The sequence below is a fragment of the Mesorhizobium sp. dw_380 genome, assembly GCF_018588885.1.
Taxonomy (GTDB): Bacteria; Pseudomonadota; Alphaproteobacteria; order Rhizobiales; family Rhizobiaceae; genus Mesorhizobium.
The window spans coordinates 130,197-143,814 of sequence record NZ_JAFFIW010000010.1 but is presented as its reverse complement, the minus strand read 5'-3'; the positions used below and the strand labels follow the sequence as shown (position 1 = coordinate 143,814).

Below are 13,618 nucleotides of genomic sequence, written 5' to 3'. Positions count from 1 at the left end.
TTCGCTCGCCACGGCTTTTTGTTCCCGTTCAATGTGACAAGCCCGAAACGCCAAGCGCTGGAGTGCCAAAGGAATGGCCGGAAATTTCTCGTTCGATCAGTTGAAGAAGGCGGTCTCCAGCGGCGAGATCGACACGGTGCTGGCATGCATCGTCGACATGCAGGGCCGGCTGGCGGGAAAGCGTTTCCTGGCGCAGTACTTCGTCGATTCCGCGCATGACGAGACGCATGGCTGCAACTATCTCCTGGCCGCCGACATCGATATGGAACCGGTGCCGGGCTACAAGGCGGCAAGCTGGTCGAAGGGCTATGGCGATTTCGTCATGAAGCCGGACCTTGCCACGCTGCGGCGTATTCCGTGGCTGGAAAAGACCGCCCTGGTGATCTGCGACGTGCTCGACCACCACACCCATGACGACCTGCCGCATTCGCCGCGCGCCATCCTGAAGAAGCAGGTCAAGCGGCTGAGCGAGCGCGGCTATATCGGCTATTTCGCCTCCGAACTCGAATTCTATCTGTTCAATGAGACCTACGATTCCGCCCGCAAGAAGCATTGGCAGGGCCTCGACACCGCCTCGCCCTATATTGGCGACTATCAGATCGGCATCACCACCAAGGAAGAAGGCGTCATGCGCCGGCTTCGCAACGAGATGGAAGCGGCCGGCATCCCGATCGAGAATTCCAAGGGCGAGTGGGGTCCGGGCCAGGAAGAGATCAATGTGCGCTATGCCGAGGCGCTCGACATGGCCGATCGCCACGTCATCCTGAAGAACGGTGCCAAGGAGATCGCCGAGTCCGAGGGCAAGGCAATCTCGTTCATGTCGAAATACAATTACGGGCTCGCCGGCAACTCCAGCCACATTCACAATTCGCTTTGGAGCGCCGACGGCAAGACGCCCCTGTTTTTCGACAAAGAGGCCGACTGGACGCTGTCGACGCTCGGCCAGCAATGGGCGGCCGGGCAGTTGAAATATGCCAATGAGTTCACCTGGTTCCTGGCGCCCTACATCAACTCCTACAAGCGCTTCCAGGCTGGCACCTTCGCGCCGACCAAAATCATGTGGAGCGAGGACAACCGCACCGCCGGCTTCCGCCTGTGCGGCGAGGGCACCAAGGGCATCCGCATGGAGTGCCGCATCGGCGGCGCCGACCTGAACCCCTATCTCGCCTTCGCGGCGCTGATCGCCGCCGGCCTGGCCGGCATCGACGAGAAGCTCGAATTGCAGAAGCCTTTCGTCGGCGATGCCTATCAGGCCTCACGCCTGCCGGAGATCCCGAAGACGCTGCGCGATGCCACCGAGACACTGGCCAAGTCGGAGATGCTGAAGCAGGCGCTCGGCGAGGACGTGCTCGAACATTACGTCCACACCGCCAAATGGGAGCAGTTCGAATACGACCGCCGGATCACGGACTGGGAACTGCACAGGGGGTTCGAGCGGTATTAGATTGCCGCGGCGTTAGCGCCGCTCTTCACCCTTTCCCTCTCTCCGTGAAGAACGGGAAGAGGGGCGCCGATGCCGGAGCTTTGTCCTTCTCCCCGTCACCATACGGGGAGAAGGTGCCGGCAGGCGGATGAGGGGTAGCATCAAGCCCATGCGATTTTGTTGTAGAATGCGAGGACTTCCAAAATGACCGAAACGGTCAAACTCATTACCCCCGTCGATGGCTCGATCTATGCCGAGCGGCCTGTGGCAACGGATCAGGCGATCAATGCCGCAGTCGAGCGCGCCAAAGCGGCGCAGGAGAAGTGGGCGCAGGTGCCGATCGTCGAGCGCGGCAAGTACATGCTGGCGATGCTCGAAGCGCTGGTCGCGATGACCGACGACATCGTGCCGGAGATCGCCTGGCAGATGGGGCGGCCGGTTCGCTATGGCGGCGAGTTTGGCGGCGTCAAGGAACGCACCAACTACATGGTCGAGATCGCCGAGGCGGCGCTCAAATCCGTGCCGGCCTCCAATCCCAAGGACGGGTTCCGCCGCTATGTGAAGAAGGATCCGCTCGGCGTCGTCATGGTGATCGCGCCGTGGAACTATCCGTATCTCACGGCAGTCAACACCGTCGTGCCAGCGCTGATGGCCGGCAATGCCGTTATCCTGAAACATGCTGCGCAGACGCTGCTGGTCGGCGAACGTTTTCAACAGGCCTTCGACAAGGCCGGCCTGCCCAAGGGCGTGTTCCAGAATGTCGTGCTCAACCATGCCCAGACCGAGAAGCTGCTCGGCTCGGGCAAGATCGATCATGTCAATTTCACCGGCTCGGTCGGCGGCGGCCGTGCCATCGAAAAGGCGGCGGCGGGCACGTTCATGACGCTCGGCCTCGAGCTTGGCGGCAAGGATCCGGCCTATGTGCTGCCGGACGCCAAGATGGATCACGCGGTCGCCAATCTGGTCGACGGCGCGTTCTACAATTCGGGCCAGTGCTGCTGCGGCATCGAGCGCGTCTATGTGCACGAAAAGGTCTATGACGAGTTCGTCGAAGGCTTCATTGCCGAGACGAAGAACTATGTCGTCGGCAATCCGCTGGAACAGGCGACGACGATAGGGCCGATGGCGCAGGCGCGCTTCGCCGATCTGATCCGCGAGCAGAAGGCCGAAGCGCTGCGCAAAGGCGCCAAGGCGCACATCAACATGAAGGTAGCCAACGACAAGGCCGGTTCGCCCTATCTGGCGCCGGAGGTGCTGACGCAAGTCGATCACCAGATGAGCGTCATGCGCGAAGAGAGCTTTGGCCCGATCGTCGGCATCATGAAGGTGCGCAACGACGAAGAGGCGATCGCGCTGATGAACGACAGTCCCTACGGGCTGACAGCCTCGATCTGGACGCGCGATACCGAGCATGCGGTGGCGATCGGCAACCGCGTCGAGACCGGCACGGTGTTCATGAACCGCTGTGACTATCTCGATCCGGCACTGGTCTGGACCGGCGTCAAGGACACCGGCAAGGGCGCGGGCTTGTCAGCCATCGGCTACGACAATCTGACCAGGCCAAAATCCTTCCACCTGCGTGAAGCCATCTGATTTTTCGAAAGACAAAAAATGTCCAAGCTGATTTCCAAATGGAACTATCCCACCACCGTCCGCTTCGGCGCCGGGCGTATCAAGGAATTGCCCGAGGTGCTTGCTGCCACCGGCATCAAGCGGCCTTTGTTCGTCACTGATCCCGGCCTGGCGAAACTGCCAGTCGTCGCCTCGACCCTGAAAATCCTTGACGATGCCAAGGTGCCCTACGGCGTCTTTTCCGAGGTGAGGCCGAACCCGGTCGAGTCCAACCTCACCGCCGGCATCGCGGTGTTCAAGAAGGGCAAGCATGACGGCGTCATCGCCTTCGGCGGCGGCTCGGCGCTCGATCTCGGCAAGCTGATCGCCTTCCAGGCCGGCCAGGTCAGGCCGGTGTGGGATTTCGAGGATGTCGGCGACTGGTGGACGCGCGCCAATTCGGATGCGATCGCTCCCATCATCGCGGTGCCGACCACCGCCGGCACCGGCTCCGAAGTCGGCCGCGCCGGCGTCATCACCAATGAAGAGACACACACCAAGAAGGTCATCTTCCATCCGAAGCTGCTGCCGGCGATCGTGATTGCCGATCCGGAGCTGTCGGTCGGCATGCCGGGCTTCATCACCGCCGGCACCGGCATGGACGCACTTGCCCATTGCCTGGAAGCCTATTGCGCGCCCGGCTATCATCCGATGGCCGACGGCATCGCGGTCGAAGGCATCAGGCTGGTGTTAGAGAACCTGCCGAAGGCCTTCGCCAACGGCAAGGATATCGTCGCACGCGCCCATATGATGAGCGCCGCCGCCATGGGCGCCGCCGCCTTCCAGAAGGGGCTCGGCGCCATCCATTCGCTGTCGCACCCGATCGGCGCGCTCTACGACACCCATCACGGCATGACCAATGCGGTGTTCATGCCCTATGTGCTCGCCTTCAATCGCGGTTCCATCGAGGAGCGCATTGCCCGGCTCGCCGCTTACTGCGGCATCAAGGGCGGCTTCGACGGCTTCACCAAGGCAATAATCAAACTGCGCAAGGACTTGAAGGTGCCGCATGCGCTGCCTGGCCTGATCAAGGGGCTCGACATGGACAAGAAGCGCAAGGCGCTGATCGCGGACATGGCGGTGGTCGACCCGACGGCCGGCGGCAACCCGGTCAAGCTGACCAAGAAGGCGGCGCTGACATTGCTCGAAAACGCCATCGCGGGCACTGTCTGAGGCTTTTTCCGCAGCGAATGTGATCTGGAAAAGAGGTGCAAAAACAAGGGGAGGACATGAAGGGCAAGGCAGAAACTAATTAGCCGGAAAAAGAATCGCGAGGCGATTGCTACATCAGGTTAAAAAGAGTTTACTTTTTCGCACTGCGAGCAACCGGTTTCACAAAGCTTTCATCTGGCTGTCACATGAAAACGATACCGCATCGCAGGCGTCCAACGGCGTCAGTTCAACGGAGAGAACACATGTTGAAATTCACGGGGAAAGTGCTTTCCCTTTCGGCCGCGACCCTGATGGTGTCGTCGGCGATTTCGTCGGCGGCTTCGCTGGACGATCTCGTCAAGGCCGCCAAGGCGGAAGGCCAGCTCACCACCATCGCTTTGCCGCATGACTGGTGCGGCTACGGTGCCGTCATCGACGGCTTCAAGGCGAAGTATCCTGGGATCACCATCAACGAACTCAACCCCGATGCCGGCTCCGGCGACGAGGTCGAGGCGATCAAGGCCAACAAGGACAACAAGGGTCCGCAGGCGCCCGACGTCATCGACGTTGGCCTCTCCTTCGGTCCGTCCGCCAAGAAGGACGGTCTGATCCAGGCATACAAGGTGTCGACCTGGGATTCGATCCCGGACAGCGCCAAGGATGCGGAAGGGTTTTGGACCGGCGACTATTACGGCGTGCTTTCGTTCCAGGTAAACAAGGACCTGGTCAAGGAATCGCCGAAGGACTGGGCCGACCTGCTGAAGCCGGAATTCGCCAACTCGGTCGCCCTGGCCGGTGATCCGCGCGCGTCGAACCAGGCCATCCAGGCGGTATATGCCGCTGGCCTGTCGTCGGGTGCCGCCGCTGGCGAAGCCGCCGGCACCGCCGGCCTCGACTTCTTCAAGAAGCTCAACGCCGCCGGCAATTTCGTGCCGGTTATCGGCAAGGCGGCCACGCTCGCCCAGGGCCAGACGCCGATCCTCGTCACCTGGGACTACAACGCGCTCGCCGGACGTGACACGCTGAAGGGCAACCCGCCCGTCGACGTCGTCGTGCCGAAGACCGGTGTCGTCGCCGGCGTCTATGTGCAGGCCATCAGCGCCTATGCGCCGCACCCGAACGCAGCCAAGCTCTGGCTGGAATACCTCTATTCCGACGAAGGCCAGATCGCCTGGCTGAAGGGTTACTGCCACCCGATCCGCTTCAACGATCTTGCCAAGAACAACAAGATCCCGGCGGACGTGCTGGCCAAGCTGCCGCCGGCCGAGTCCTATGCGGCTGCGGCGTTCCCGACGCTCGACGAGCAGGGCAAGGCCAAGGAAGCCATCACCAAGAACTGGGACGCCGTTGTCGGCGCCAACGTCAAGTAAGACTTGAAATCCACCGGGCGGCTTCACGGCCGCCCGGTTCGTCCTCTCGAAGACGGTAGCCGGCGCATGACCGATCTCTCATTTTCCGATCACGCTGTTGCCGGCAAGACCGCGCCTCCCGCCGAGGCGCGCCGCCTCAGGCTGCCGACGCAATGGCTCGGCGTAGCGCCGTTCTTCATCTTCGCCATCATGTTCCTGATCTTGCCCACGCTCTATCTGATGCTGGGCGCATTCCAGAACGATGCCGGCGAATTCACACTGGAAAACATTGCCGCGCTGGCACAGCCGTCGATCGTCGCCGCCTACTGGATTTCGATCAAGGTCAGTCTCGCTTCATCGCTGATTGGCGCATTCGCGGGACTGGCGATTGCCATTGCCATCGTGCGCGGCGGCCTGCCGGACTGGATACGTTCGGCGACACTGACCTTTTCCGGTGTCGCCTCGAATTTTGCCGGCGTGCCGCTGGCCTTCGCCTTCCTTGCCACCCTCGGCCGGCTTGGCCTGGCGACGGTGATCCTGAACACCCTGTTCGGCCTCAACATCTATGCGCACGGCTTCAACATCCTGTCGTTCTGGGGCCTGACGCTGACCTATGTCTATTTCCAGATCCCGCTGATGGTGGTCATCATCGTGCCGGCCATCGACGGGCTGAAGAAGGAATGGGGCGAGGCCGCCGCGACGCTCGGCGCGACGATGTCGCAATATTGGCGCATGGTGGTCATTCCGGTGATCTGGCCGAGTTTCCTCGGCACTGTGATCCTGCTGTTCGCCAATGCCTTCGGCGCCATCGCCACCGCCTACGCGCTGACCGGCTCATCGCTCAACATCGTGCCGATCCTGCTTTATGCCCAGATCCGTGGCGACGTGCTGCACAACGCCCATCTCGGCTATGCCATCGCCTTCGGCATGATCGTCATTACTGGTCTTGCCAATGTCTTCTACATCTGGTTCCGCACCCGTTCCGAGAGGTGGCTGAAATGAAGGGCGGACGCTTCTGGGCCTGGGTCGTCTTTGCGCTCGGCGCGGCCTATTTCTTCATTCCGCTGATCGCGACGGTGGAGTTTTCCATGCGCATGCGGCGCGGCGCCTATTCCCTTGACGCCTACAAGGTCGTGCTGGGCGACGCGCGCTTCCAGGCGACGTTCGGCTATTCGGTGCTCGCGGCCATCTTCACCATCATTCTCGGTGTGCTCATCGTGGTGCCGGCTGCCTACTGGATCCGGCTTCGCCTGCCGCAGCTGCGGCCGGTCGTCGAGTTCATCACCTTGCTGCCGCTGGTCATCCCGGCCATCGTCATCGTCTTCGGCTACATCAGAATGTATGGCTCGAATTCGCCGCTGCCGTTCCTGGCGACCGACACGGGGACCAATGCGTTGCTGGTCATCGGCTACGCGACACTGGCGCTGCCCTACATGTACCGAGCGGTCGACACCGGGCTTCGCACCATCGACGTGCGCACGCTGACGGAAGCGGCGCAGATCCTGGGTGCCGGCTGGTCGACGATCATCACGCGGGTTATCCTGCCCAATGTGCTGATCGCGGTGTTGTCGGGCGCGTTCCTGACCTTCGCGATCGTCATTGGCGAGTTCACCATGGCGAGCCTGCTCAACCGGCCGGCCTTCGGCCCCTATCTGCAGAACATCGGCGCCAACCGCGCCTATGAGCCGGCGGCCCTTGCCATCATCGCCTTCGCCATCACCTGGGGGTGCATGTCGCTGATCCAGATCCTGTCCCGCTTCGCGCCGAAATCGGCGAACCGCCCCAATTGAGCGAAAAGTACTGATCGAAAGAGCAAGACCATGGCCGATCCGTTCCTCTCCATCCAGCACGTTCGAAAATCCTTCGGTGCCACGACAGTGGTGGAGGACTTCAACCTCGACGTCGAACGTGGCGAATTCGTCTCGTTCCTCGGCCCGTCCGGATGCGGCAAGACCACGGTGCTGCGCATGGTCGCCGGCTTCGAGGAGCCGAGCGCCGGCAAGATCGTCGTCGGTGGCAAGGACATTACCAGGCTCAAGCCCAACCAGCGCAATGTCGGGATGGTGTTCCAGGCCTATGCGCTGTTCCCCAACCTCACCGTGGCGCAGAACATCGGCTTCGGCCTGAAGGTCGCCGGCATGCCTAGGGCGGATATCGATGCCCGTGTCGCCGAGATGCTCGGCATCATCAAGCTGCCGCAGATGGCGGACCGCTATCCCTACCAGCTCTCGGGCGGCCAGCAGCAGCGCATCGCTCTGGCCCGCGCGATCGCGCCGAAGCCGAAGCTCCTGCTGCTGGACGAACCGCTGTCGGCGCTGGACGCGAAGGTGCGCGTGTCGCTGCGCGAGGAAATCCGCTCGATCCAGAAGAAGCTCGGCATCACCACCATCTTCGTCACGCATGACCAGGAAGAGGCGCTGTCGATCTCCGACCGCATCGCGGTCATGTACGGCGGCAAGGCCGAGCAGGTCGGCACGCCTTTCGAGATCTACAACCGGCCGGCGACAAAATTCGTCGCCAATTTCGTCGGCACGCTGAATGTGCTGGAAGGCACCGTCACCGACGCCGCCTCCGGTAAGGTGCAGGTCAACACGCAGGAGGTTTTGCTCAAGGGCAAGCTCAACGGCTCGAAATCCGGCGACACGCTGTCGCTGGCGTTGCGGCCCGAGGCGATCTCGCTTGGCCGTCAGCCCGGCCGCGACTCCAGCTTGACCGGGGAGATTTCCGAAGTGCATTTCCTCGGCTCGGTGATCCGGGTCCGCGTCGGCATCGGCGGCAACATGGTGTCGCTCGATACGTTCAACAATTCGGCCACACCGCCGCCGGCCGTCGGCGAGAAGGCCGAAATCTCGTTCTCGTCGGGCGATATGCTGGTGTTGCATTAGGCGCGTCGTACCCCATTTGATACTGCTCATTGCCGCGACTTTGGCACTGCCAATCATTTGGTTCGATCGCTACGATAGGGCATGGCTCTTTTCGAACTGACGCTTGTCTTGCTTTTGATTGCCGTTGCGCTGACGGCGCTGTCGCGGCGCGTACAGGTTCCCTACCCATCGCTGCTGGCACTGGCAGGCGTGGGCATCGCGTTCCTGCCCGGCATGCCGACCATCGAGATCGATCCGGAACTGGCGCTTGCCCTGTTCATCGCGCCGGTGCTGCTCGACGCCGCCTATGACACATCGCTGCGCGATTTGAATCGCTACCGGCTGCCGCTCGTCCTGCTGGCGCTTGGCGCCGTTATTTTCACCACGGCAGTGGTGGCGCTGGCCGGGTGGACAATGGCAGGCCTGCCGATTGCGGCGGCCATCGCCCTTGGTGCGATCGTGGCGCCGCCAGATGCCGTCGCGGCGAGTGCCGTGCTTGGCCAGTTCAAGGTGCCGCACCGCATCACCGCCATCCTGCAAGGCGAAAGCCTGCTCAACGACGCCACCGCCCTGTTGATCTATCGAATGGCGGTTTCGGCGGCGGCGGGCTCCATTCTGTTGAGCAGCGCCGTGCCGATGATCCTGCTGTCCACCCTCGGCAGCCTGGCGGCTGGTTATGTGCTTGGCCGATTGTCTCTGATGACACTCGGCCGCATCGAGGATCCGGCGAGCGGTACCGTCGTGCAATTCGCCGGCACGTTCGGGGTCTGGATCCTGGCTGACAGGATCGGATTGTCCGCCATCATCACCATCGTGGTCTATGCCATGACGATCGCCCGCACTGCTCCGCGCAACATGCCGGCCAGAAACCGTGTCAGCTCCTATTCGGTTTGGGAAACGGCGGTCTTCGTGCTCAATGTGCTGGCTTTCGTCTTGATGGGCCTGCAGGCGCGTATGATCGTCGGCCGGCTTGCCGGCCAAGGGCAGGTCGACGCGTTCGTGCTGGCCGGGATCGTCCTTGCCATCGTCATCGTTTCGCGCCTCGTCTGGGTGCTGGGCTGCGGCGCGATCATCAGGTGGATTGCCCGCTTCGGCGGCGCGGACCGCCAGCGGGATGCTCCATCGTTTCGCGGCGGCGTGCTCATCGGCTGGTGCGGCATGCGCGGTCTGGTGACGCTCGCGGCGGCATTCGCCTTGCCGGTCGAATTCCCCGCCCGCGATCCGATCGTGCTCGCCGCCTTCACGGTCGTGCTCGGCACGCTGGTACTGCAAGGCATGAGCCTGAAGCCGCTGCTGCGCCTTCTTCAACTCAACCCGGACGAAACGGTCGACCGCGAAGTCGCGCAGGCGCGCGTCGTGGTCATGCAGGCTGCACTGGACGTGCTGAGCGGCAAGACGTCGAGCGCGGCAGCCGCGGTGCGTGAACAATACGCCGCCCAGCGCAAGATCGCCAAAAATCCCGAGGATGCCCAGGCGGCCACCGAGTATGACAGGCTGCGTCTCTACGCGATCAAGAGCCAGCGCGATGCGCTGGAGGAATTGCGCCGTAACGGCACGATCGGCGATGAAGCCTATCACCGGCTGGAGGAAGAGATCGACTGGTCGGAACTGGCGGCGTCTCCGGCTGGCCGGTTCCAGCCGTTGACGACCTGAGTGTCGCGCCGTTTTCCGGCGCGCGGAGGATACCGGAACGGTTTGGAATCGGCGCAAGATCACGCGGCAGGGGCAGGGGAGGCTTCTGGCACAAGCCGCATCCATTCTCCTGCACATTGCAACCAATCCGCCGAACCGCTACTGCCATCACCGAAATTGAGCCGGATAAGCAATGAAGCTGGTCAGCTACAACATCCAGTACGGGTTCGGCAGCGACGGCCGCTACGATCTTTCGCGCGCGGCGCGGATCGTTGCCGGCGCCGACATCATTGCGCTGCAAGAGGTGGAGCGGCACTGGCAGCGCAGCAATTTCGACGACCAGCCGGAACTGCTTTCGCGCCTGCTGCCGGACTATTACTGGGTCTACGGCCCGGCCTTCGATGTGGATGCCAGCGAGCGGCGTGACGGCCGCCTGCTCAACCGGCGCCGGCAGTTCGGCACGATGGTTCTGTCGAAGCTGCCGATCGTCTGGTCGCGGCTGCACGCTTTGCCGATGCGCCGCACCTTGCGGCCGCTCAACACCCGCAACGCGGCACTTGAATGCATGATCCGCACGCCGGCCGGCCCAATGCGGCTGCTGTCGTTGCATCTCGCCCACATCGCGGCGGAAGAGCGGCTGGAGCAGATCGATTATCTGCTTGCCCAACATCGCCGCGCGCCATCCGAGGGCGGCCCCTGGAGCGGCGCCGATGACGAGCCTTCGCGCAACTGGACCAGTGGCGAAGCCGAGCCGGAAAATCCGCTGGCGGCGATCTGGATGGGCGATTTCAACATGGAGCCGGGCAGCGCCGAATACCGCCGCATCGTCGGCAGCATGCCCTATCATCGCGGCGCTGCCTATCTCGACGGCTTCGTCGATGCCGCCGCAGTGGCGATCGAACCGACTGATGACTTCCACACACATGAGAAGATCATCGACGGCAGGCTGGCAAAGCGACGGCTCGACCACTGCTTCGTCGGCGGCATGTTCGCCGGACGCGTGCGCTCGGTCGGCTCGGACATAGGCGAGATTGCATCGGACCATTTCCCGCTGCGGGTCGACATCGATCTCGAGACGCCCCTTGGCTTGGGAGGTCGATGAGCCTGACATGACGCTTTTCGTCTTCTTCGCGGTGCTGGCCGCGGCCGCCATGCACGCAATCTGGAACGCGCTGGTCAAGGTCCATCTCGACCGTTTTCTGTCGATCACCCTGATGACGCTTGGCATGGGCGCAGCCGCACTTGTGGTGCTGCCGTTCGTCGAAGTGCCAAAGGCGCAGGTGTGGCCCTACATCATCGCTTCCGTGATTTTCCACATGGGCTACCGGACCTTCCTGATCGGTGCATACAAGGCCGGCGATTTCGCCCAGACCTACCCACTGGCGCGCGGCACTGCACCCCTGTTGGCCGCGATTGGTGGCATGTTCGTCGTTGCCGAAGCCCCGGCGCCGTTAGCCATTCTAGGTATCCTTCTGTTATCGGCGGGAACGCTGGTGATGTCGTTTCGTGGCGGCGCGCATCTGGAAAGGCTGAACCTGCGCGCCGTCGGTTTTGCGCTCGGCACCTCGATCTTCATCGCCAGCTACACGCTGTCCGACGGCAGCGGCGCGCGGCTGGCGGCCACGGCGCAGAGCTATGCCGCCTGGCTGTTCATCTGCGATGCTTTTGGCGCGCTGGTGCTGTGCCTCATCTTCCGCGGGCCCAAGGCGCTTCCCGTTCTGGCGCGTGACTGGAAGGCTGGGCTGTTCACCGGCGTGCTCAGCGGTGCGGCCTACTGGATCGTGATGTGGGCGATGACCAAGGCGCCGATCGCCTCGGTGGCTTCGCTGCGCGAGACCTCGATCCTGTTCGCCATGATGATCTCGGTCTACGCGCTCGGCGAGAAGATGACCGGCTGGCGCGGTGCCGCCGCGCTCAGCATTGTTGCTGGTGTCATTGCGCTCCGGCTCGGCTGACTCCTCAACCCAACACGGTCATTACCTGACCGCGCCGTTCCGGACTGAAGCGGATGACGACGATGATGCAGACGGCCACCACGCCGGCAAAGAGCGCCAGCGCGTAGCCGTAGCTGCTACCGGGTGCCTCCGCGATCCCCGCCTGGTACGGACCGCCATAGGATGCGGCGAGATTGCCGGCCTGATAGATGAAGCCGGGCAAGGTGGCGCGCACCGCGCCGGGCGAAAGTTCATTCAGGTGGACAGGGATGACGCCCCACGCGCCCTGGACCGCCACCTGCATGACGAAGGCGCCGATGGCCAGCATGAACGGCGTCGAGCTGTAGGCCCACAACGGGATCGACGGCAGGGCGATCAGGCACGCAAGGGTGATGGCGTTGACGCGGCCGATCTTCTCGGACAATGCGCCGAATGCCAGGCCGCCGACGATGGCGCCGATATTGGCGACGATGGTGATCCAGCTCACCGTATGCGGATCGAAGCCGTGCTGCTTCTTCAGGAAAGTCGGGTAGAGGTCTTGCGTGCCATGGCTGAAGAAGTTGAAGAACATCATGAGCACGACGGCATAGAGCGCGACGCGCCAATGCTTCCGCAGCGTTTCCAGCATGCCGGACCTCGCGGTCTTCTGTGCGTCGACGAAGGCAGGCGATTCCGGCACGTGCGAGCGAATGAAAAGCACGATCAGCGCCGGCAGGAAGCTGAGCAGGAACATGGCGCGCCAGCCGATCGTGTAGCCGCCGATGGTCTGCTGATAGAGCAGGCCATAGACCACCGCCGCCAGGAGGTAGCCGGCCGGATAGCCGCACTGCAGGATACCCGAGACCATGCCGCGGGCGCTCGGCGGGATGGATTCCATGGCCAGCGAACTGCCGAGCCCCCACTCGCCGCCCATGGCGATGCCGAACAAAGCGCGCAGCGCCAGGAAGATACCGAGATTGGGCGAGAAGGCAGCGAGCGCCCCGATCACCGAATAGCTGACGATGTTGAGCATGAGGATGGGCTTGCGCCCATATTTGTCGGCGAGCATGCCGAAGAAGAACGCACCGATGAAGCGCGTCGCCAAGGTCAGGAACAGTGCCTTTGAAACTGCCGGGATGTCTGTCTGAAACTCACTCGCAATATCGGTGAGCAGGAACGTCAAAAGGAAGAAATCAAAAGCGTCGAGCGTCCAGCCCAGGAATGAGGCCAGGACGGTTTTCTTCTGTTCGGCAGTGAGTTTCAAGGCGTCCTCCTTTATACCCCCAAAGGAACGATATGTCGTCCGATTGGCAAAAGAGAACAGCGATCAGCCGGCTATCGAAAGACCCTGCGGTCACTTTTTCGTAAGATCGAGATCGAAGACCATCAATCCATCCGTGCCGCCCTCGAGCGCGGCAACCAGCCGGGCGCCGGCGCGCTGATGCGCTTCATGCACCAGATAGGCATCGCGCGCGGCGGCATCGCGGAAATCGATGGTGAAGCCATGGCTGAAGCCGCGCGCGAAAGGCTCCGGGCTGACATTGGCGCTGAATCGGACGGTGTCCATGCCGTCGATCACCTGTCGCAGCGCCTCGAGGCCGGCGTGGATTGCCGCGCGCTCGCCGTCGGGGACATCGCCGCGAAACCTGACGAAGACACAGTGCCTGATCATTT

At 62.7% G+C, this 13,618-nt stretch carries 12 protein-coding genes; 10 read left to right on the top strand and 2 right to left on the bottom strand.

Annotated elements, in window-relative coordinates:
- Positions 1–73 precede the first annotated feature (73 nt).
- The 10 genes from JT360_RS13120 (at position 74) to JT360_RS13075 (ending at position 11,986) form a co-directional block, all read left to right on the top strand.
- Positions 74–1,444, top strand: coding sequence for a glutamine synthetase family protein (locus tag JT360_RS13120; RefSeq protein ID WP_214472038.1), 1,371 nt, complete (start codon positions 74–76; stop codon positions 1,442–1,444).
- Positions 1,445–1,627: 183 nt separating this feature from the next.
- Positions 1,628–3,016 (top strand): aldehyde dehydrogenase family protein, encoded by a 1,389-nt coding sequence (locus tag JT360_RS13115; protein ID WP_214472037.1) that lies wholly within the window; start codon positions 1,628–1,630, stop codon positions 3,014–3,016.
- An 18-nt stretch (positions 3,017–3,034) separates the two neighbouring features.
- Positions 3,035–4,207, top strand: coding sequence for an iron-containing alcohol dehydrogenase (locus JT360_RS13110; protein WP_214472036.1), 1,173 nt, complete (start codon positions 3,035–3,037; stop codon positions 4,205–4,207).
- Between the two features lie 242 nt (positions 4,208–4,449).
- Entirely contained in the window at positions 4,450–5,556 is a 1,107-nt protein-coding gene (locus tag JT360_RS13105) for an ABC transporter substrate-binding protein (protein WP_214472035.1), read from the top strand.
- Between the two features lie 66 nt (positions 5,557–5,622).
- Complete coding sequence (locus tag JT360_RS13100; protein ID WP_214472034.1) at positions 5,623–6,537, top strand: ABC transporter permease; 915 nt, start codon at positions 5,623–5,625, stop codon at positions 6,535–6,537.
- Positions 6,534–7,325 carry an ABC transporter permease gene (locus JT360_RS13095; protein WP_214472033.1) on the top strand — a complete coding sequence of 264 codons (792 nt, stop codon included), beginning with the start codon at positions 6,534–6,536 and terminating at the stop codon, positions 7,323–7,325. Before JT360_RS13100 ends, JT360_RS13095 begins: the two co-directional genes overlap by 4 nt.
- Positions 7,326–7,355: 30 nt before the next feature.
- Entirely contained in the window at positions 7,356–8,420 is a 1,065-nt protein-coding gene (locus tag JT360_RS13090; protein ID WP_214472032.1) for an ABC transporter ATP-binding protein, read from the top strand.
- Between the two features lie 81 nt (positions 8,421–8,501).
- Positions 8,502–10,052 (top strand): cation:proton antiporter, encoded by a 1,551-nt coding sequence (locus tag JT360_RS13085; protein ID WP_214472031.1) that lies wholly within the window; start codon positions 8,502–8,504, stop codon positions 10,050–10,052.
- Between the two features lie 172 nt (positions 10,053–10,224).
- A complete protein-coding gene (locus JT360_RS13080) occupies positions 10,225–11,133 on the top strand; it encodes an endonuclease/exonuclease/phosphatase family protein (protein WP_214472030.1) in 909 nt (302 codons plus the stop codon).
- 7 nt (positions 11,134–11,140) lie between these two features.
- A complete protein-coding gene (locus JT360_RS13075) occupies positions 11,141–11,986 on the top strand; it encodes an EamA family transporter (protein ID WP_214472029.1) in 846 nt (281 codons plus the stop codon).
- A 4-nt stretch (positions 11,987–11,990) separates the two neighbouring features.
- Here JT360_RS13075 and JT360_RS13070 read toward each other — a convergent pair whose 3' ends face one another.
- Together JT360_RS13070 and JT360_RS13065 are read right to left on the bottom strand one after the other, a co-directional pair.
- A complete protein-coding gene (locus JT360_RS13070) occupies positions 11,991–13,208 on the bottom strand; it encodes an MFS transporter (protein ID WP_214472028.1) in 1,218 nt (405 codons plus the stop codon).
- A gap of 90 nt (positions 13,209–13,298) precedes the next feature.
- Positions 13,299–13,616, bottom strand: a complete 318-nt coding sequence (locus JT360_RS13065; RefSeq protein WP_214472027.1) for a Dabb family protein — start codon at positions 13,614–13,616, stop codon at positions 13,299–13,301.
- Positions 13,617–13,618: the final 2 nt, after the last annotated feature.